Raw genomic sequence first — 19574 nt, 5'->3', positions numbered from 1 at the left:
GTGAAAACCAGCTCGTACTTAGACTCGGCCCCCGCCTCCCGCCGACGGTCGCCCTCACATCGCTCATGGCGCCCGGACTCACAGCGTGCCACCCGACGCGGGGCGAGTTCCGCGACCAACTCGCCCAGATGCTGGCGCGACAGCCCGCAGAAGGCAGGACGGGACATGGCCGCGCGGGCCTGTCTGATCTTCACGCACCAGACAACTCGCGCGGGATTCCCTCTGTCCGCGTACTCACCCACCAAGATCAATCGCAGGTCGGCCCATTAGGGTCGGGGGCATGACAACGCTCTTTGCCGGCAGTGCCTTTGACTCGCTCCGCCTCGACGCCGTGCCGGATCAGGAGGCGCTGCGCCGGGTCTACGAACTGCCCAAGGACACGGCCATGCGGAAGCAGATGACCGAACTCACCGAGCAGACCCGGCGGTTGATCGGATGCTCCTCACTGGTCCTGGTCGCCAGCGCCGACGCCGAGGGCAACTGCGATGTCTCCCCGCGCGGCGGCCCCGCCGGGTTCGTCGCCGTCCTGGACACACGGACGGTGGCGATACCGGACGCGACCGGCAACAAGCGTCTGGACACCCTGCAGAACGTCATCGCCACCGGACGGGCCGGACTGCTGTTCGTCATCCCGGGGCGCACCACGACGCTCAGGGTGAACGGCCGGGCCTGCGTCTCCACCCGCCCGGAACTGCTGTCGCAGCTGACCGCCGTGGGCAAGCCACCAGCCAGTGCGCTGGTGCTGGGGATCGAGGAGGTCTACCCGCACTGCCCCAAGTCGCTCCTGCGCAGCGGAGCCTGGAAGCCGGAGCAGTGGCTGCCGGCGGACGCCCAGCCAACCTCGGCCGAGGTCACGCTGGCCCAGCTGCAAATGCCGGAGCTGACGATCGCCGACATCGAGCAGGCGGAGGCGGACTCGCTGAAGTACCGGTACGAGTAACAGGCCGACCAGCCATTGCCACACCACCAGCCCGCCGAACCCCCGGACCAGCACGCCCCAAGATCAATCGCGGGTCAGCCCGTAAGACCCCCTCTCATTTGGTGAGGAGCGCGAAGCCCGGCGGTACAGACAGTGGCGCTCGAACCTTCGCCTCGTGCGGGAGGGGCACACGCGTCCTGGACTCGTTCAGGCAGCGATGGAGGGTCGCCAGGCTCAGGGTGAGGTGGTTTGCGTCAGCGGTGACGACGGCTGCCTTCGTTAGAGAGCTACCGGTCCGGAGGGAGTCTCGGTTCGGCCGGACCACTGCCGCGACGAGGTGGAGGTGCTGGGGTGCGAGTCGTGCCGGTGGCGTTTAGGGTCCTGATCTCATGACATCGTTCCTTCACCGGCCGCTTCTTTCCTCCGATGATCTCCTTCGTCTTTTGCGGATGCGCTTTCCCACAGCTGAGGTCGAACGGGCTGTGACGGCGGCGGGTGTCGAGGTCCTCGGAGTGCGCGTGCCGCGCGAGCGGGCACGGGAGGTGTGGGAGGAGTGGCGCGGCCGGCATAGCGAGACCGGCTGGTGGCCGTACATCACACTGAGCTCGCCGACCGGTATGGCCGAGGGGCGCCGAGAGTCGGGGCGCGACGCCGGTGTGCTGGAGCAGTGGGTCGGCGAAGCCGTCTGCCAGGACCACGACGCGAGGGCGGCGTCCATACTGGTGTCGGCCTGCCGGTGGGCGGTGGAGGAGGTCGCCAACGTGGACGACGACCCGGACCTCTGGCGGTCCGACTACGACCCCGACCGGCTGGCACCACTGCTCGCACCGCCGGTGGAACGGCCGCTGCGAGGGGTGTCGCAGTGGGCGACCGGCACCCGGGACTTCTTCGAGAAGGACCTGCGGTGGGTGCACCTCGTGGGCGCGCGCGGCGGCTACGAGGTTCCGGTGCTTCTGCCATTCGTCTACACGACGTGGAACTGGTCCGGATACGGCAACCGTGGCCTGACACCCCTCGACGCCTCCGCGCTCCTGCGTCGCTGGCACGAGCAGTGGGGCGCCGAGCTCTTCTTCGCCATGGGCCCCTACCTGGAGCTGGTCGTCGACCGGCCGCCCCTGGACCCGCGGGGCGCCGCGCAGGCTGCCGCGGAACTGCACGCCTACTGCATTGACACCGTGCACGATCCGGTGGAGACCGGCGACACGATGGCCCGCTCGACGATGTGGTCACTCTGGTGGGACTGAAACAGACTGGAGCCCCATAGGGCGGTGTGCGGCCAACTGCCGCACACACCGTCCTGTCAGTACGGCACGGGCTCGGAGGGGAAGCAGACCTTCTGGTCGCTCCTGCAGATCTCGGCCTCCGGGTCCAACTCAAATCCGTGCCCGGGGTAGTCGAATGTGAGGAAGGTGACCATCCGGCCGGAGGGGAACTTCGCGACCGCCTGATGCACCGGCCCCATCCCCTTACTGCGCTTGACGTGGTCGAAACGCTCCGGGCCACCCTCGGCGATCACGAAGCTCACGTTGCGGACCTCGTCGAGATTGTCCTCGCTGGTCACCCGGTCATGCTCGCCCGGGAGCGTGAGAAGCAGTCCGGGCGCCGGTGCCGTCTCAGGGAGCTGGCCGCACGTGTACGAGCTGTAGCCTTCCCGGATCTTGCCGTAGCAGAAGGTGCGCCCGTCACGCATCCAGGCCAACTCCCCGTTCTTGGCGTCCAGGCGATGGATCACGACCACCTCCTCGGCTGGTGGAACCTCGTGTCCTGCCGGTGTCTGGATCGCGAATGCCGCGCGCAGGAAAGCACGGTCACCGCCGCCAGCCGCCGCCTTGCCCAGCGGCCGCGCCGGCATCTTGTCGTATGGCCGTTGCTTGACTGTCGGTCGTGGAGCGACCGAGGGCTTCACGGCCGCGTGTTTCGAGGCCTCCCGCGGCTGTTCCGCCCCCGAAGTACAACCAGCCAGCGCCACCAGCAGCGTGGCTGCGGCGCTCATGAGAAACCGCTGTCTCAAGACACCCCCCGGGCGTACAGATCTTGTCCGGCAGACGATAGCGCCGAAGCAACGGCCGGTCCGGCCTTCCGAGTGCCATCTTCATGGGCACGGTAGACGCGGCATCACCCACCGCATCGCTCGCAAAGGCGTCGAGTTCTCACAACGACTGGGCCGGCACCGCTGGATCAGACTCACCAAATGAGACGACGTCTAAGGCCCGGTTCGGGACGAACGTGCGGTGCAGTACGTCGCATTCGCTCGCGTACCGTGCGGTCGGCCGGTTGTTCCAGGACCGGCTGAAGGCCACGCAGCATATGCCGCTGAAGCGGACAGCGCAGTTACACGCAGGCCATCAAGCGGAGTGCACCACCCGTCGGCGGGGTCACCGTGTGACCTCTGCCGGGTTGCGCAGATTCTGCGCGTGATACCAGCAGGCTCGGCGTGGGCCTGCTGCCACTGGCGCGGGGCAGAACCTGGACATGCACAACGAGGTCTTCCTCGACGAGAACGGATCCGACCGATGACCCCCGCCGCGGAGCAGCTGTCCCTGCTCGCCTCCGACAAACCCGCGCACCAGCCGGCCACCGACGCCGCGCGGCTGCTTTGTTCAACGCCCAGCACGCCTCCCAGGAACGCTCGCCCCGCCAGGCCCAGTGGATCGCCAGCCACGAGGACGCCGACATCGCAGTCCTGACCGAGGTCTCCTCCCCCCCCCATGACCAGCCAGCCGACATCAGTACCGGACACGTTCACGTCCCCGCCGCAATCGAGCTCGTCGACCGCAGCGAAGACGGCTTCGTACGCAACGGCCCAAGCCAGGAGCACCAGGTCGTCGTTGTCCGCCCGTGCCTCCAGCAGGCGCCGAGCCGCCGCCACTTATTCCATGGCTCCGGGGCCTGCCCAGCCGTCGATCGCACCACGCCACAGGGAACGGCAGCACGAAGCGTGCCAGTTGCGGCTGGTTCTCATCGATCTCCGACCTGGCCCAATCCGGAGCGTCAGCCGCACCGAGAGCCTCGAATTGCGTCCGAAGCGACTCCGCCGCGGCCCGCTTCGACGGAGCGAGTCCGGACAGCCACGACTGCCATGTCGCCTCGACATCATCCGTCGCACCAGGATGCCCCACCAGCCACCCACGACCGACAAGATCAACCGCTCATGCAAGCGCGGTCAGAGCCAATTTCACGGAGCGTCCTCAGCGTTCGCGCAGGACCTGGAAGAGGAGTTCGGCGCCCCGGCGGTCGAGTTCCCTGCAGCCGAGTTCGTCGATGCAGAGCAGCAGATCGAAGCGCGGACGCGGACAACCAGCCGCTGCGGTCCTTCGAGAAGCGCCCCCAACTTCAGCCGCGGGGGCCGGAAAACCCTCCTACGCCCCTTCGAGTCGTGCCAGGACGAGGGCCAACGGAAGTGTGACCGCGGCGAGAGCGACCCCCGCTGCGGCCAGCCCTCCGCGGATCTCGCGCTTACCACGAATCCCAAGGTAGGCCGCGATCAACGGAAGCACACCGCACAGAAGCAGGCTGAAGCGCCAGCCTTCCTCTCTGAGGAAGAAGACCATCGCGCCGACACAGACCGGTACCGACGCAACCGTCAACACACGGCTGCGCGAAAGGAAGAGTTCGAGGTCCTCGACTCCACTGAAGAAACTCATGACCCGGCCCCTGCCACCGTCACGCCTGTCACCAGGTCATCGTAGCGACCCGTCCCGACGAACTCTTGCGGCCCACCGGCAGACACCCCGGCGCTCCGCACAACGGAAAAGCCCATCTGGATTCGTTCGCTTCACCGACTTCCACCTCACCTTGTATGGTGCGGCCTCGGACAGTCAGAGGCCCTGGAGGGCGGCACAGGCGCCCTGGATGAGTTCGCCGAGCCGGCCGATCGTGCGGGGCTCAGCGTCCCCCCTTCGGCGTAGATGGTGAACCGGGGCGCGCTGTACGGAGGCGCCCGTGCGGGCCTTGACCGCGGCGTCAACCGGGAATCCACAGGCCAAGCTCACGTAGGCGCGGAGGTCGCTGGGGTGCTACCAAGTGAACGGCCGACGGTGAGTAGCGCCGTGGCTGGTGGGGCGTGGGTGAACAGTCGCCGGACTGTCTGTCACTGCGGCGAACCGGCATTCGGGATACGGACGTTCCCGAATCCTGGAGGGGTCCATGCCACGCTGGAGAACCGTTCTCACGACTGTGTCCGCTGCCGCCCTCGCCGCTCTGTTCCTCGCACCGGCACCCGCCCAGCCGCGCCTCGCGATCACGAACTCGCCTACCGCTGGGCCCCCATCCACTACCAGGACAGCTCGTCGTCGAACTACCGGGCGGACTACCTCGCTCCCGTCGACTTCGACGGCAACTGGAACACGCTCGAACTGGGACAACCTCGGGGCCCATGCGGCGCGTTGAAGGGAACGGTCTACTACTCGGTCGCCGAGACCAGCACCCACTGGTACCTGACGTACGCCTTCTTCCACCCCCGGGACTGGAAGGACTCCCCGCTCAACTTGTTCTCGCACGAGAATGACATGGAGGGGCAGGTGGAGGGTACGCAAGGATGACAGCGCGTACGGCAGGCTGGAGGCCGTTGTCACGCTCGCCCACGATAACTTCTACTCGTACACGCCGCCCGGCAGCCCCTTCACCGACGGCCAGGAGAACATCGACGCCTCCGTGGTGATGCAGGGCTTCGACAGCGACGATCACCCGACGAGCTTCCAGGAGGCCCGCGGCCACGGCGCCTGCGCCTGGGACGGGGCGGAGTTCCCCGGCGGCGACGGCATCGTCTACCGTCCGAGCCGCGGAGAGGGCTCCGTACCCGCCGGCGGCAACGACCGCGCCGCGACCTACGGACTCGTCGACCTGACCTGCGCCGAGTCCACCAGCGGTACGCTCGGACTCGGCCTCGCCCTCGCCGGCGGCACGGACAACGCGGCACACGCACCATGGGCCTGGGACGACGGAAACGACGGCAGCGCGCTCCAGGCGGGGGTGATCGTCACCGATCCCGCACTGCTGGTCTCCACATACTTCGACAACACCGGCGAGCTGGACCTGACCTACCTGCGCAACCCCTTCCGTTCCTGACGTCGCACCGACCCGACGCCCGGCACCCGCCAGTGTCGAGCCGGGTTGCGTCGAGCTTGTTCCACAGAGCGTCCAGTCCAGCCGCGGAGGGCGCGATGAAGGCCGGAGGAACTCGCCACAGGGTCATTGTTCAGGCGTAGATCTTGTTCTTAGTTGCTTAGTGAAGAACTTGTCCGACCCCTCCACATCAGACAATCGAACGAGCGTCTACACGACTTGTTCACGCCATGTTCCGGATGGAATTCCGAACCACCCCGAAGAGATGGTTAAGATCACGGCGTGATTACAGCCCGGTCGCGCTCGCGTGCGCCGCACCACCGCTCTTCAGCGGGGTTGCGACGTCTACTCGGCCTGGCCGCGCTCCTGTTCGGCCTGATGGCCGGGCACGGAGTGGACGTGGACAGGGCCGCGGTTGTTGCGTCACCCGCGACGACCAGCGCTTCCCACAGCATTGAGCGAATCTCCGGCGACCACGGTCCGGCGCACCCGGCACACGAATGCACGCCAAGGCCGTCGGAGGGAAAACTGGCACCCAATACGCCGTGCTCCTCGCGACAGCCCGATGCGCCTTGCTTTGCAGTGCCTTCCATCCGGACCAACACCCATGCGGTCGAGGCGCGCGCAACGCCGTCGACCGCCCCGAGAGCCTCGACAATCCTTCAGGTGTAGAACGCCCCGCCGCCCACTCCCCGCTGCCCCGCGCGACCGCGCCCCCGGGCGGCGAGCCGAGCGGCGCGTTCTGCCCCATGCCCTGACTCTCGCGGGTACCGCTCCCTCCACCGACATGGGGCCGAGACGGTACGGCCCCACCCGGAGGAACTGTGCCTCGCCATCCCAACACGCCGTTGTTCGCCACTGTGATCGGCGCTCTACTGCTGTCGGCGTTCCTCTGCTTCGCGCCTCTCGGGGAAGCCGGGCACCACCACTCCGTAGACAGTGGTGCCGTCGCCACCGCGGCGCTCAGCCTCGATGCCGAGCGCGCGGAAGACCGGCCCCCGCAGCACCGGCACCACAACCACGGCGCCGACTGTTCTTCGCCGGGCTTCTCATCCCTGACCCACCTCGGGACGCGGCACGTGCCCGATGTCATCGCGCTCCCCGCGCCCTTCGGCGACACCCCGATCGCGCCGGCAGCCCAGGTCCGGAACCCGCCCGGCGACCGAGCGGCGACGGCCCGACCAGGCCGCTCGACGCAGATCCGCATCTGTCGGTGGCGCATCTAGACCGTTCGGCTCCCGGCCGCGCACGACGCGGCCGTCTCCCGAACGAGTACTCGACGCGCACCACTGACATGAGAGCGGAACATGCACTCCTCGACCACCGACGTCACACCTCCGACCCGCTCCGCCCTGTCCGGGCTGGTCGGCAACACTCCTCTCCTCCACGTCTCGGAGCCGCTCGCCCCGGCGGGCCGCGGCTTCTGGGCCAAGCTGGAGGGCTTCAACCCCGGCGGCATCAAGGACCGCCCTGGCCTCCACATGGTCGAGCGGGCCCGCGCCCGTGGCGACCTGCGCCCCGGCGCCCGGATCATCGAGTCCACCAGCGGAACGCTCGGGCTCGGCCTCGCCCTCGCCGGCATGGTCTTCGGACACCCCGTCACCCTGGTCACCGACCCGGGCCTCGAGATGTCCATGACGCGACTGCTGACCGCGTACGGAGCCCAGGTCAACGTGGTCTCCGAGCCGCACCCCACCGGCGGCTGGCAGCAGGCCCGCCGGGACCGGGTCACCCAGCTCCTCGCACAGCACCCCAGCTCCTGGTGCCCGGACCAGTACAACAACCCGGACAACACCACCGCGTACACACCGCTCGCCCTCGAACTCGCCACCGAACTCGGCCACATCGACGTCCTGGTGTGCAGCGTGGGGACCGGCGGGCACTCGGCCGGAGTCTCCCGTGTCCTGCGCCAGCTCTACCCGGACCTGACCCTGGTCGGCGTCGACACCATCGGCTCCACGATCTTCGGCCAGCCCGCCCGCACCCGGCTGATGCGCGGCCTCGGTTCGAGCATCTACCCGCGCAACGTCGCGTACGACCAGTTCAGCGAGGTGCACTGGGTGGCCCCGAGTGAGGCGGTGTGGAGCTGCCGTCAGCTCGCGACCTCCCACTACGCGACCGGCGGTTGGAGCGTCGGCGCCGTAGCCCTGGTCGCGGGCTGGCTCTCCCGCGCTCTGCCCAAGGAGACCCGGATCGCCGCGATCTTCCCCGACGGACCGCAGCGCTACCTCAGCACCGTGTACGACGACGACTACTGCGCCGCCCACGGCCTCCTCGACGGCCCGCCCGCGCACGAGCCCGACGTCATCGGCAGCCTGGACGAGAAGGAGGTCACCCGCTGGACGCGGTGCACCACCGTCGTCGACCCCCTCACCCTCACCGATGAGGACCCGGCAGCCGACGACGTCGCCGACTCCGAGGTCACGGACGCCGCGGAGGAGCGGGCCTGATGAAGGGCACTCTCTCCGATTTCCGTTCGTACGAACGCAGCGTGCGCCTGCTGATGGTGAATCAGTTCACCATCAACCTCGGCTTCTACATGCTGATGCCCTATCTCGCTGCCCACCTCGCAGGCCCCCTCGGGCTCGCCGGCTGGCTGGTCGGACTCATCCTCGGTGTACGCAACTTCAGCCAGCAGGGCATGTTCCTGGTCGGCGGCACGCTCGCGGACCGGCTCGGCTACAAGCCGATGATCATCGCCGGTCTCGCCCTGCGCACCGCCGGCTTCGCGACCCTGGGACTGGTGGAGTCCGTGCCCGCGCTGATCGCCGCCTCAGCGGCGACCGGTCTGGCCGGCGCGCTGTTCAACCCGGCCACCCGCGCCTACCTCGCCGCGGATTCGGGTGAGCGCAGAGTGGAGGCGTTCGCCCTGTTCAACGTCTTCTACCAAGCCGGCATCCTGCTCGGGCCCCTGGTAGGCATGGTGCTGACCGGGGTCGACTTCCGCGTCACGTGCCTGGTCGCGGCGGGCATCTTCGCCGTGCTGAGCGTGGTGCAGATCCGCGCCCTTCCGGCGCGCCGGGCCAAGGAGACGAAGGGGAGGGAGGGACAGACCGTGCTGGCCGAGTGGCGCGGCATTCTCGCCAACCGCCCGTTCCTCCTCTTCTCCATGGCCATGATCGGCTCGTACGTCATGTCCTTCCAGGTCTACCTGGCGCTTCCCCTGGAGGTCCGACGTCTCGGCGGTGAGGGCACGTTCGGCACGGCGGCGGTCGCCGTCCTCTTCGCCGTGTCCGGGCTGAGCACAATCCTCCTCCAGACGAAGGTGACCGCCTGGTGCAAGTCCCGCATGGAGCCGGGGCGGGCTCTCACCTGGGGTCTGCTCACGATGGGCATCGGGTTCGTGCCCCTGCTCGTCGCCTCCGCGGTTCCCGTACCGGGCGGAGGCATCAGCCTGTGGCTGCTGGCCTCCGTGGCGCCGACGCTCGCGGCACTGCTCCTCGCCATGGGCACGATGATCGCGTACCCCTTCGAGATGGACACGATCGTCCGACTCTCGGGGGACCGCCTCGTGGCCACGCACTACGGCCTCTACAACACCGTCTGCGGAGTCGGCATCACCTTGGGCAACCTGCTGATCGGAGCGGCTCTCGACGCCGCACGGAAAGCCGGTCTGTCCGCGCTCCCCTGGCTGGCGCTCACCGCGCTCGGCCTGGTGTGCACCGCCGCCTTGTACGTGCTGCACCGCACCGGCCGACTGGCCGAACCCCCGTCAGATGCCCGCCCGGAGCCTCTGACCGTCTGACCTGACACCCGCGGCAGGGGGCGGGCGCCCACGAAGCGCCCGCCCCCGTACCGCCGTGCACACATTCGGGAATGAACCTCGACGACCGTCCCTGGGCGGAAGGCACGGGCCACCGTGCGACTTCTTCCAGTACGCCACTGGTCAGCTCGAATGCTGGCTGCACCATGGAATCCTGCGCCGCCCCGAGACAGGCCAGAGGCCACAGTGCATGACGTGTGCTGTGGGCGCTACGTGCGTTCTCTTGAGCACGTTCCAACCCTGCGCAGAAGGCTTCTCACGCAGAACGACGGCGACGGCGATGGCGCGCTGCCGATGCTGTACGCCGCAGGAGCGAACGTTCCGACTCGCGGCAGTGGTTCGCGCGCGGCCATCAGACCAGGGCCGGTGGGCCAACTCAGCGCGAGGGGACCGGCCGTGCTGATCGCGGGGCCGGATCGCGCCGTTCTGGACGGACTGGCTGCGCTCGCCCCACGACGCGTTCTGGAACCGGCTCGCGGGACAAGTGGCATGCCACCGACACCCCTACTGGGCACAGCTCATGTGGGCGCGCTGCGGCCCGAGGCCCGCTCCCCCAGCAACCCCGGTCGCACCGGTCGCACCGACGGCCCCCTACGGCGGCCCCGTGCCGGACCGCGCCGCACTCAGCCACGGTGCAGCCGACCCTGGGGCCCACCGGCGCCAACGCCGTCGCCGGGATCGGCTACGAGAGCGCCAAGGTGCTTGCCGAAGTGACCGCCACAACGTCGAGCGTCCGCCGGCGCCTGGCCCGCCGGCGCGTCCGAACAGGGGCCGGTCGCGACGACGACGGTACGTGGCTAGCGGGCCGGCCACCGCCGGCCCGGGGTCCGGGGTCCGGGGCCCGGGGCCCGGGGCCCGGGGCATCAGTAAAAGGACTCGTCCTGCCGGGCAGGCTCTCTCTACTCTGAGCGGAGCGGGACTGCGCAGTCCCCGCAGGTTGCGGAGCCGTGGCAGAGCGGCCCAATGCGATCGGCGTGAGCGATGCCCCCTCACGTCGACTGATGGGGATCGGGCGGGCATGCCCCTCCTCGTCCGCGGGTTCGAATCCCGCCGGCGCCGCAGCCGAACGCAACATGCCGGCCGCACGTATTCATGCTCTGCATCGCGCCTTTCGATGGCCGGTCCACATACCTGCGAAGAATCGCGGACCGGCCCGCACGGCACTCGATCCGCCAGGGTGCGGGTGACCGCCGGACGCCATGGCCTACGCCGGACGGGATGCTGGGCGCCTGGGGTGGCAGCACGAGTGAACCGAGACGTACGCGCACTCCGTCCCCCGCGACGACCAGGTGCTCGGCCCGCTCGCCTAATGGTGTGTCAGCACAGGATGTGGCGGCGAGCCTTCGTCAGGAGAGGGTCGAGCGGCCGGCGGCACGCCTCGCACACCAGGGTGTCCGCAGAGACCCGGGGCGGGGGCGCGGGGGCAGGCGCCCGGGACGCCCGCTCATGGGCCGCGCGGACGGCCTGAGCGTGCCGGGCCACTGCGTCCCGGCGCTGCTGTGCCTCCCGCGCCTTCTTCTGAGAGTCGAGCATCCGCTTGTGCACGTCCTCCGGCAGCACCGCACCGTGCGACGCCAGGCCCAGCGAGTCGAGGGGCATCGTCACCCTTTCCAGCTCGTCCAGCGCGCACGGTGGATGGTGGAGCCCGTACATCGACAGGTCAGGCACCTTCCACCACTCGCCCACCTGCCGGTGCGGGCGGCCCAGCGATGTCGCCGCCTGCCGCTGAGAGACGGAGTAGAACCACACCGGTAGGCCCTCGTCGAGCACGATGTGCGGGAAATGCACCCGCGGCCGCCAGAACCAGACGTCGACCACGCCTTGGCGGACGTAGTCGCGGTGACGCTGCCTCCAGCCGTCATCGGTCATCAGCTTGCGCTGCGCCTCCAGCGCGATCTTCGTACCGTCCTCCAGCAACACCTCGACGTCGGCCCGCCGGTCACGGTCCGGCGTCCACTGCTCCAGCCGTACCCTGGCAACCCCAGGCCTCGACCGTGCCCACGCCGCCAGCGTGTGCTTGGTCGTGATGTGCCAGACCGTCTCGGGGCCGTGGCCGCCGTCCGGAGCCTGGCCGGGCGGGTGCGCGAAGTGCCGACGGACCTTCCCGCCCAACCGCCCGCGCGTCACCAGCGGCACCCGGGTCCCCATCGGGGCCTCGAACCCGTGGAAGCAGTAGAAGCACACCAGCCGGCCCGTGCCGCCGTACCCGAGCCGCTTCCACAGCTCAGGCGGCCCCTCGGCGATGTGCACCTCTCGCCGAGTCTCCAGGTCGAAGCCGACCACAAGTAAGTCGTCCTGCACCGTGCCCTCCCCCGCATGGCGAGGCCGCCCAGGCCGCCGCAGCCGGGGCGGCCCTGGTCCCCGTGTCGAGCCGCTACTTCATGGATGCCGCGTCCAGGCTGTCGTCGATACCGCCGAGACGAGACCGCGCTGATGGCCGCAGGCGGGCGCCTCCAGGGTCATGTGCGCGGAGCACCCAGCGCCGAGCGCCAGGTGCTCGAAGATGACGGCCGAGTCCATGTCTTGGACGATACGACAGCATGGCCGGCGAGCGGAAGGGATCTTCAGACCGCTCAGCGCGGACTGAGAGCGCAGCGTGTGCTGACAAGCTGCCGCCACCGCCGAACGCCGGTGAGCTGCTCCTACCCAACAGCGGCCGCTCGCTGCCATGTCACGAGCCCGACGCGGTCAGATCGGCTTGCGCGCAGCGTTGCGCACGACTCCGCCGGTCAGGTCGCGGTGGGAATGTAGCGTGCTGCTACGAGTTGGGCCATGGTCCGAAGTTTCGCGAAGTAGGAAGCGCAGTACTCCGAGTTGATCAGGGGCGCGATCTTGTCGAGGTCGGCGATGCACGCCCAGAGGATGGCGATGCCACTGTCGTCGAGCCCGCCGTTCAGCTCTCTCAGGACGAGGCCGGCGACGTCGGCGTCCAGGAGGATCAGCTCCACGCCCTCAATGTCGACGCCGCGGAAGCTCTCGGGGTACAGCGCGCGCCGGTGTTCCTCCCACAGCCGGGCGAGTAGGTCTTCAGGCTGGCCTCCGCTCCTGTCGACCACTGCCGCTTCTACCTCAGTTGCTGGGCGAAGGAGTAGGGAAACGGCATCGAAGACGGCACGCACCATGTCGATGGCCCCGGCCGGGCCGAGGGAGGCACTTGTGACGGTGCCCTGCGTGAGTTTGTCGCGCAGTAGTCGGCTGCGGTCGAGTTCCGTGGCGAGTTCGGCCGCGATGAGCCCTGCATCGGTGGCCCGCTCGATGAGTTTCTGGAGTGGTTCGTTGACGGCCAGACGCTCGGCAAGGAGGTGCTCCAGGGCGAACAGGGAATGCGTGACGGCGACGGTGGCGAACTCGTACCGGTAGTAGGAGTGTCGGATGAGCTCGCGGGCCGTTTCCAGCGCGCTCATGACGTACATCGACGCGTCGCTGGGCAGAACCAGGTCGGCAACCAAGGTGTGCATGCCCGCAAAGTCGAGAGCGACGTCGCGGGCACGCGGGTCCTGTACTGGCAGAGGGAGCGGGCCGGGCAACGGCGGCGGGGGGTTCACCAGTGCAGTCTTGTCGTCTGACGGCTGCCGGTGCCAACGGATTTACTCGGGGCGCTTGGCGACCCGGTGCCGCACGTCGCAACCTGCCCGGTCGGACAGGCGCAGGGCTGGGCGGTCAACTGCGCGATCTTCGATATGCCCGAGTATCAGGTGCTCGCCGTCCTCGTCGACGACGTCCGGGCAGCGTGCCGGTTCCCTCGCAGCACGCGTAGGGGGTTGGGTCTCGCTATGGGGTCCCAAGACACGGCATGTGACGGGCTCTGGCCGACATCAATGGGAGCTCACACCAGGAAGCGTGTCCCGCCGGGCCGGTCCGGGGTGGTGGACTCTGCCGCTCGGGCCGCGGACCATACTGGTCGAGCCCCGATCACCCACTGGACGGTTCCATGGCCAAGAGCAGCTCTTCATCGACCACTGTCCCCGGTACCACATGGCTCGGACGTGGGCGTCACCTCGGTCCCGAGGCCGAGCGTGACGTCCGACGCAATCTGCTCGCTCTCAAGGCGGCCAGAGTGATCGACGACTTCCTCGACCTCGACCCCGTCGAGGCGGCCCGCTCGACCGATCTGTTCCCCCGGGACGAGTCCGCCGACCCTGGCCCCTCGGCCCGCCGCCTGTTCGAGGCACGTTGGCGCGTCAAGGGCGATGTCACGGTGCGCGCTCAGCTGACGACCTATGAGCCTGAGTCCCGCCGCAGCGACAGCGAGAGCGAGGTCGCCTGGGTGCTGGTCGCCGAGGCGGAGCGGGCGTGGGAGGCGAGCTGGCCTTCACCCGCTACCGTGTTCTGGCCCGACAGCGACCAGGTCGCCTGGGATCACGACAGGGTGCCGGGCGGGCGTCTGCGAACGACGAACTACCTGCCCAAGGACGATGGCGAGTTGCGGCGCCTGCTGCGGGACTGCGCCCGGCAGAGCTGGTTCATCCATGTCGTGGTGCACGAGGCGATGACGCCGGACGCGCTGGGGCGGCGGCCGGTCACGGCATTTTTGCCACCGAGCCTCAAGCACCAAGTGATCGAGCACCGGGCCACGCCGGAGCAGGCGCTGATCGCCGACTTCGCGATGAAGCGTGAGCTGGGTGTGGGGCTACCGCGCGGCGGGGCCGTCGTCCTGCCCCCCGCACCGCAGACCCTGGGCTACGACGCGGAACGCTTCACGGTAGGCAACGTCTTCCTCGACGGTACCGAGCCGTCCGGACTCCTGGAAAAGATCGTGGAGTTCGCCTCGCTGCCACGACCGCTGCCGACCGGCGCCGAACAGGTTCTGACACGACTACGCCAAGGCTGGCACCTGCTCAACCCCGACGAGGAACTCGTCCACGCACGGGCCATGGTCACCTGGTACGCCGAAGCACTCAAGGCCATGACGGCATCCTGCGACCTCTACCGTGAGGCGGCCGAGTCGGCACACGCCGCGCTCGCCGAAGCCGCCAGCGGCAACAACACACCCAGGACACCCGCACCGGCTAGGGCCGAGCAGGGCACCTCACCGCTGAAAACCCTCACGAAGTCGCTCGCCCTCTTCCGCAAGCCTGACCGCTAGGCCGTGCATCGAGAGTGGATCTTGAGCGATGGATGGCCTTTGGTTTTAGGGCGGTGCTGGAGCCGTTGTTGCCGTAGGGCACGAAAGCTGGGCGGCCGCCGGCCCGGCCTCGGCAGCAGCTGATCGACGGCATACGGTGTCGAGTCCGGACCGCTGTGCCGTGGCGGGACGTGCCCGCGGTGCGGGCCGTGGGGCCGGGTTTGCGACCTGTTCCGCCGATGACAGCGGGACGGCACCTGGCACCGGATCCTTAGCCGGCTCCAGGCCTGGTCGACGGAGCAGGTGCAATCACGTGGGACCTGAGCATCGACTCCACGGTGTGCCGTGCGGCCGACTACCGCGAGCGCCATGCGGTCGAGTGCGGGATCAACCGCCTCAAGAGAATCGGCACTGGCGCCACGCGCTACGAGCAGCGGTTCTTCAGCAGGGGTCCCGATAGAGGAGGGCCACAGCCTCGGCGAAGTCGGCGTGTGCGGGCTCGAAGGTCCGGGCGGCTACGAGGAACATCGAGCGGTCCGTCAAGGCGCGCGAGGGCGGCGCCCCGGTCGCGTACGGAGCGTGAGTCGGATCGACCGGTGAGTGACGTAGTCGTCCGGGCAGGAGCCGTGGCTGTGATGCCCCGCACAGGAGCCACGTCACGTCCTAAGGGAGGTAGTACGCGGGCGTCCCGCGATCCCGTGCCCAGGTGGATCGCGACAGGCCATTTCAGGCATTTGCTATGCAGTGGGGTAGTACGTCACATCCTTGCGCTTGGCGCCGAGCGCCCCTAACCATGGCTGTCGTTCCGGGGATCCCGGTGCGGGGTCGGACAGCAGAGCACGTTCGCTCGACGGCCCCAGCCACCTCGCGGAGCGCTGCTGCGCTTCCGCCGCCACCGCATTCGGTCGGCATCCCCACGTCGTCGTCAGATGGAGAGTTACTCGCGTATGACCGCCCCCACGCAGAACACCACCAGCCGCCTCGCCCGATTCCGCAAGCTGTCCGTCGCAGGCATGGCCACCGCGGGTGCCGCAGCGGCGGCGCTCACGCTGATCCCGTCGCCCGCTCAGGCAGCCCCGGTGTCGGCGAACGTCTCGGCGTCCCAGGTGTCAGCGGCGGATGCTCCGGCGGCCAAGAAGGCGAAGAAGCAGTACGCCGACAACCTCGACGGCTGGATCAAGGAAGCGTTGGACATCATGAAGTCCGAGCAGATCCCCGGCAGCTACGAGGGCCTGCACCGCAACATCATGCGTGAGTCCTCCGGCAACCCGAACGCCCAGAACAACTGGGACGTGAACGCGCAGAACGGCACGCCGTCGAAGGGCCTGCTCCAGGTCATCCAGCCGACCTTCGACGCCTACCACGTCGCCGGCACCCCGCATGACCTGACCGACCCGGTCGCGAACATCACGGCGGCCGCCAACTACGCGGCCGACAAGTACGGCTCCATCGACAAGGTCGACTCCGCCTACTGATCGCCCGTTCCCAGGCAGCTCCTGGCTCTGGCAGCCGTGTCGCGGAACGCGACAAGGGGCCCGGCTATGCCGGGCCCCTTGCATTCGTAGCGGGGACAGGATTTGAACCTGCGACCTCTGGGTTATGAGCCCAGCGAGCTACCGAGCTGCTCCACCCCGCGTCGGTAAGTCCACTCTACACAGTGGATCGCGCGGGGTCGCACACGGTTCCCCGTCAGGTCAGCCGCGGACGATGTTCTCGGCCTGGGGGCCCTTCTGGCCCTGCGTCACGTCGAAGGTGACCGTCTCACCCTCGACCAGCTCCCGGTACCCGTCGCCCGTGATGTTGGAGTAGTGGGCGAACACGTCCGGGCCGCCTTCCTGGGCGATGAACCCGAAGCCCTTCTCGGCGTTGAACCACTTCACGATGCCACTGGCCATGCTGTGTGTCCTTCGAACGTGCCGGGGGCGCCGGCCGGAGTAAGGCGGGGGACGTTCCCCTGTGGGAAGCCACCCGGCGTCCGTTCTACCCCGCCCGCGTCCCCCTTATTCGATCACCGTCCCGATGCACGTGAGGTTCCGCGGGCGCACCGTGGGCGGTGTCGACACCGGCACCGTGGAACCCACCCGAGCGTGGCGATCCGGGTATTTCCAGGGTGGGGAACGACGAGCAGGTGTGTTCCGTGCCTGAGCACGCTGTACGGCACCTGCCAGACGCTTCGACCGGTCACAGACCGGCGATGTCCCTGGCCCTCTTCAGCACGGAGTCGAGCGTGTCCACCCCCGTGTTGCGCCGGCTCTCGCGCGCCGCCCGGTCCGCCGGCACCAGCCGCGCGGCGACCTGCACGGCGTGGGCGTCCGGGTCGCCGAAGGCGGTCCGCGGGTGTTCTCCCGTCTCCGCACAGTGCGCCGTTACCTCCTTGACCGCCTGGAGCACGACTGCCCGGTCGACGCCCGGCTGCATGGCCAGCCGTACCTGGAAACGCGCCATCCACTTCTCGCGGTCCTTCTCGCTCGCCGCGTCCGTCGTCTGCGCCTTGTTCGCCATGCGCTCTCCCTGATGATCGGCAACCGTCCGTCATGGAATGGGACGCCGAGGCAACGACGTAGGTTGCCGGAAGTCCACGGCGGCCGACGAACCCGCCCCGCGAGAGCGGCCCACACCGTCGCCGCGCAAGCAACCGGCAAGGAACCCACCCGCGCTCGCCTCCACCGCATGGCGGAGGCGCCTGGGTGGGCACCTAACTACAGGCTGAGTGCGTCCTCGGCGTTGTCCATCCACGCGGTGACTGAGTTGTCGTCGGACACGTTCAGCCCGGGCGTGGAAGCCTTGAGCGGCAGCTGCTCCAGGTCGGACTCGGTGTTCATGGTCATCGCGATCGAGGAGACCGTCTCGCTCTCGGCGTCCTTCAGGCCGCCCATGAGACCGGCGTAGGCGGACTGACCCGGTGCGAGCCGGATGGCCTCCTCGATACCGGGGGCCGGGCCGCGCTCCGTCGCCTGCCCATCCAGGTCACCGAAGGTCACGACGGGGTGGCCGAGCACCCGGCACGGCTTGCCGGACTTGTTGGTGATCTTCAACAGGTAGCTGCTGGTCGTGGGCTCAGCGCGGCTCGCGGTGAACGTCACGTCGTAGGTGCTGCAGGGAAAGACGTCGTAGTCCGGATCGACCGTCGGCGGGACCGGCTTGGAGGGTGTGGTCGGCTTGGCGGGCGCAGACGGGTTCGCGGGTCCCGACGGCTTGGCGGGCGCAGACGGTTTGGCGGGCTGCGGCGGGGAGGCGGGAGTCGCCGTCGTCGGCACGTCGGTCCCGCCCGCGGCGCCGTCCTCGGAGGGGCCGCAGGCGGTCAGGGTCAGTGCGGACACGGCGAGGAGGGCGGCGGCGGCTCTGCGAACGGTACTCATGGCGGTACTCCCCCGATGGTGGCGCTCGAACTGTGCTGTGGTGGACACCAGGTTCGCGCGGGCGCTTCACGGTTCGGTGACAGTGCCTTGCCGAATCCACCACGGTTCGTCCCATGGGTTCCTGACGACTCCCGCAAAGTCAGCACCCGGCGCCCTGCCCTGCCCTGCCCTGCCCCCAAGCCGTGCCGTGCCGTCGTCCCCACTGGCCGGCGGCCCTCGGTCGGCCCATGCGAGCGGCCGCTGGTACACCGGCGCGCCGTGCGCGGCAGCGCGCCTCGGCGACCAGGGTGGTACATCACCTGGCACAGCAGGACGCCGCCCTCATGGCTGTCTACGACCTCCCGCTCACCCGAAAGAGGCGGGTGTCAGCGGTGGGACCCGCCTTTCCGCGCCAAAAGTGAGGGTGTTCTGGGGGTGTTTGTTGGCTGGGGTCCGCCCTGCCCTTTCGTGCGCGGGCTTCTAGCATTCGAGCACCCCCGCCCGCACCGGTGGGGCGCCCAGGGAACACGTCTGGCATGTACATGATGCTTCAACTGTTGCCGATCGCACCACCCCTGCCCGAACTGCCAGCGCCCCGGAGCCACCGCACCAGGTCCGTGACGGCCGCCCGCCCCTGCGGCGCGCGCCGCACCCCCCAGCCCCGCGACCGGGCGCACCCCTGCGCCCGCGCTCGCCCGGCACCAAGAAGCACTGGATGGGAGAACCATGCGAGTCCCGCTGCTGGTGAGCGGAGCGATCACCGCTCTGTTCGCCTCCGCCCTGCCCGCGCAGGCAGGCCCGTCGTCGATCACCGACCCGCCCCCGGACAGGATCGTCATCGACATCGCGACGGTCAACGGCTCCGGCTGCCCCCTGGGCACCGCCGCCATCGCCGTGTCCGAGGACAACACCGCCTTCACCGTGACCTACAGCGACTACCTCGCGCAGGCGGGCGGCAACTCCTCCCCCACCGCCGCCCGCAGAAACTGCCAGCTCAACCTCCTGGTGCACGTTCCCCAGGGCTTCACCTACGCCATCGCCAGCGCCGACTACCGCGGCTACGCCTCGCTCCAACCCGGCGCGAGCAGCACCGAGAAGGCCTCGTACTACTTCCAGGGCTCGCCGAACACCGCCTCGCGGACACACACCTTCCGAGGTCCGTACGAGGACAACTGGCAGGCCACCGACACCACCGACTGGGCACAACTGGTGTGGGCGCCCTGCGGTGTGCAGCGGAACTTCAACATCAACACCGAGCTCCGGGTGAACGCCGGCACCTCCAACCCGGCCACCACCAGCTACATGACCATGGACTCCACCGACGGCGACATCAACACCGTCTACCACCTCGCATGGAAGGAATGCCCCAGGAAGTAGCAGCAGCACGCCGATAGCTGAGCTCACACCGTGGGCCCCGGGCGGGCA

Annotated in this window: 17 protein-coding genes, 2 tRNA genes and 1 pseudogene; 9 read left to right on the top strand and 11 right to left on the bottom strand. The window is 68.9% G+C overall.

Annotation, left to right across the window (positions count from 1 at the left end):
* The first annotated feature begins 280 nt into the window (after positions 1–280).
* A complete protein-coding gene (locus tag ACFWRO_RS32620) occupies positions 281–940 on the top strand; it encodes an MSMEG_1061 family FMN-dependent PPOX-type flavoprotein (protein ID WP_384516833.1) in 660 nt (219 codons plus the stop codon).
* Positions 941–1368: 428 nt separating this feature from the next.
* Positions 1369–2163, top strand: a complete 795-nt coding sequence (locus ACFWRO_RS32615; RefSeq protein ID WP_384516830.1) for a DUF4253 domain-containing protein — start codon at positions 1369–1371, stop codon at positions 2161–2163.
* A 56-nt stretch (positions 2164–2219) separates the two neighbouring features.
* Here the strand turns inward: ACFWRO_RS32615 and ACFWRO_RS32610 are convergent, their stop codons facing one another.
* The 3 genes and pseudogenes from ACFWRO_RS32610 to ACFWRO_RS32600 form a co-directional block, all read right to left on the bottom strand.
* Complete coding sequence (locus ACFWRO_RS32610; protein WP_384516827.1) at positions 2220–2912, bottom strand: hypothetical protein; 693 nt, start codon at positions 2910–2912, stop codon at positions 2220–2222.
* Positions 2913–4110: 1198 nt separating this feature from the next.
* A pseudogene (locus ACFWRO_RS32605) lies at positions 4111–4191 on the bottom strand (AAA family ATPase); the annotation flags it as partial.
* Between the two features lie 87 nt (positions 4192–4278).
* The gene (locus tag ACFWRO_RS32600) at positions 4279–4563 is read right to left on the bottom strand and encodes a hypothetical protein (protein ID WP_384516824.1); all 285 of its coding nucleotides are present in this window, start codon (positions 4561–4563) and stop codon (positions 4279–4281) included.
* 859 nt (positions 4564–5422) lie between these two features.
* On the opposite strand from ACFWRO_RS32600, the gene ACFWRO_RS32595 reads away from it, so the two are divergent.
* The gene (locus tag ACFWRO_RS32595) at positions 5423–5986 is read left to right on the top strand and encodes a hypothetical protein (protein ID WP_384516821.1); all 564 of its coding nucleotides are present in this window, start codon (positions 5423–5425) and stop codon (positions 5984–5986) included.
* An 869-nt stretch (positions 5987–6855) separates the two neighbouring features.
* On the opposite strand, the gene ACFWRO_RS32590 is transcribed toward ACFWRO_RS32595, so the two are convergent.
* On the bottom strand, positions 6856–7005 hold the full coding sequence (locus ACFWRO_RS32590) for a hypothetical protein (protein WP_384516819.1): 150 nt from the start codon (positions 7003–7005) through the stop codon (positions 6856–6858).
* A gap of 285 nt (positions 7006–7290) precedes the next feature.
* On the opposite strand from ACFWRO_RS32590, the gene ACFWRO_RS32585 reads away from it, so the two are divergent.
* From ACFWRO_RS32585 to ACFWRO_RS32575, 3 genes are all read left to right on the top strand, one after another.
* A complete protein-coding gene (locus tag ACFWRO_RS32585) occupies positions 7291–8433 on the top strand; it encodes a PLP-dependent cysteine synthase family protein (RefSeq protein WP_384516816.1) in 1143 nt (380 codons plus the stop codon).
* Positions 8433–9728 carry an MDR family MFS transporter gene (locus ACFWRO_RS32580; RefSeq protein WP_384516813.1) on the top strand — a complete coding sequence of 432 codons (1296 nt, stop codon included), beginning with the start codon at positions 8433–8435 and terminating at the stop codon, positions 9726–9728. Before ACFWRO_RS32585 ends, ACFWRO_RS32580 begins: the two co-directional genes overlap by 1 nt.
* Before the next feature lie 959 nt (positions 9729–10687).
* Positions 10688–10805: transfer RNA gene (locus ACFWRO_RS32575), tRNA-OTHER, on the top strand.
* A gap of 258 nt (positions 10806–11063) precedes the next feature.
* Here ACFWRO_RS32575 and ACFWRO_RS32570 read toward each other — a convergent pair.
* The 3 genes from ACFWRO_RS32570 to ACFWRO_RS32560 form a co-directional block, all read right to left on the bottom strand.
* Positions 11064–12047 (bottom strand): competence protein CoiA family protein, encoded by a 984-nt coding sequence (locus tag ACFWRO_RS32570; RefSeq protein ID WP_384516810.1) that lies wholly within the window; start codon positions 12045–12047, stop codon positions 11064–11066.
* 78 nt (positions 12048–12125) lie between these two features.
* Positions 12126–12266, bottom strand: coding sequence for a hypothetical protein (locus tag ACFWRO_RS32565; protein WP_384516807.1), 141 nt, complete (start codon positions 12264–12266; stop codon positions 12126–12128).
* Between the two features lie 209 nt (positions 12267–12475).
* The gene (locus ACFWRO_RS32560; protein ID WP_384516804.1) at positions 12476–13204 is read right to left on the bottom strand and encodes a hypothetical protein; all 729 of its coding nucleotides are present in this window, start codon (positions 13202–13204) and stop codon (positions 12476–12478) included.
* Positions 13205–13677: 473 nt separating this feature from the next.
* On the opposite strand from ACFWRO_RS32560, the gene ACFWRO_RS32555 reads away from it, so the two are divergent.
* Both ACFWRO_RS32555 and ACFWRO_RS32550 read left to right on the top strand, forming a co-directional pair.
* Positions 13678–14832 (top strand): hypothetical protein, encoded by a 1155-nt coding sequence (locus tag ACFWRO_RS32555; RefSeq protein WP_384516801.1) that lies wholly within the window; start codon positions 13678–13680, stop codon positions 14830–14832.
* Positions 14833–15758: 926 nt separating this feature from the next.
* Entirely contained in the window at positions 15759–16286 is a 528-nt protein-coding gene (locus tag ACFWRO_RS32550; RefSeq protein ID WP_384516798.1) for a transglycosylase SLT domain-containing protein, read from the top strand.
* Between the two features lie 87 nt (positions 16287–16373).
* On the opposite strand, the gene ACFWRO_RS32545 is transcribed toward ACFWRO_RS32550, so the two are convergent.
* From ACFWRO_RS32545 to ACFWRO_RS32530, 4 genes are all read right to left on the bottom strand, one after another.
* A tRNA-Met gene (locus tag ACFWRO_RS32545) sits at positions 16374–16447 on the bottom strand.
* 58 nt (positions 16448–16505) lie between these two features.
* Positions 16506–16706, bottom strand: a complete 201-nt coding sequence (locus ACFWRO_RS32540; protein WP_384516796.1) for a cold-shock protein — start codon at positions 16704–16706, stop codon at positions 16506–16508.
* A 286-nt stretch (positions 16707–16992) separates the two neighbouring features.
* Positions 16993–17313, bottom strand: a complete 321-nt coding sequence (locus ACFWRO_RS32535) for a hypothetical protein (protein WP_384516794.1) — start codon at positions 17311–17313, stop codon at positions 16993–16995.
* A gap of 197 nt (positions 17314–17510) precedes the next feature.
* Positions 17511–18170 (bottom strand): DUF4232 domain-containing protein, encoded by a 660-nt coding sequence (locus tag ACFWRO_RS32530; RefSeq protein ID WP_384516791.1) that lies wholly within the window; start codon positions 18168–18170, stop codon positions 17511–17513.
* 705 nt (positions 18171–18875) lie between these two features.
* On the opposite strand from ACFWRO_RS32530, the gene ACFWRO_RS32525 reads away from it, so the two are divergent.
* Complete coding sequence (locus tag ACFWRO_RS32525; RefSeq protein WP_384516789.1) at positions 18876–19526, top strand: DUF4360 domain-containing protein; 651 nt, start codon at positions 18876–18878, stop codon at positions 19524–19526.
* The last annotated feature ends 48 nt before the right edge of the window (positions 19527–19574 follow it).

The sequence above is a fragment of the Streptomyces sp. NPDC058579 genome (genome assembly GCF_042718575.1).
GTDB lineage: Bacteria > Actinomycetota > Actinomycetes > Streptomycetales > Streptomycetaceae > Streptomyces.
Note: the sequence above shows the minus strand (reverse complement) of the source record. Positions and strands in the feature narration are given on the sequence as shown.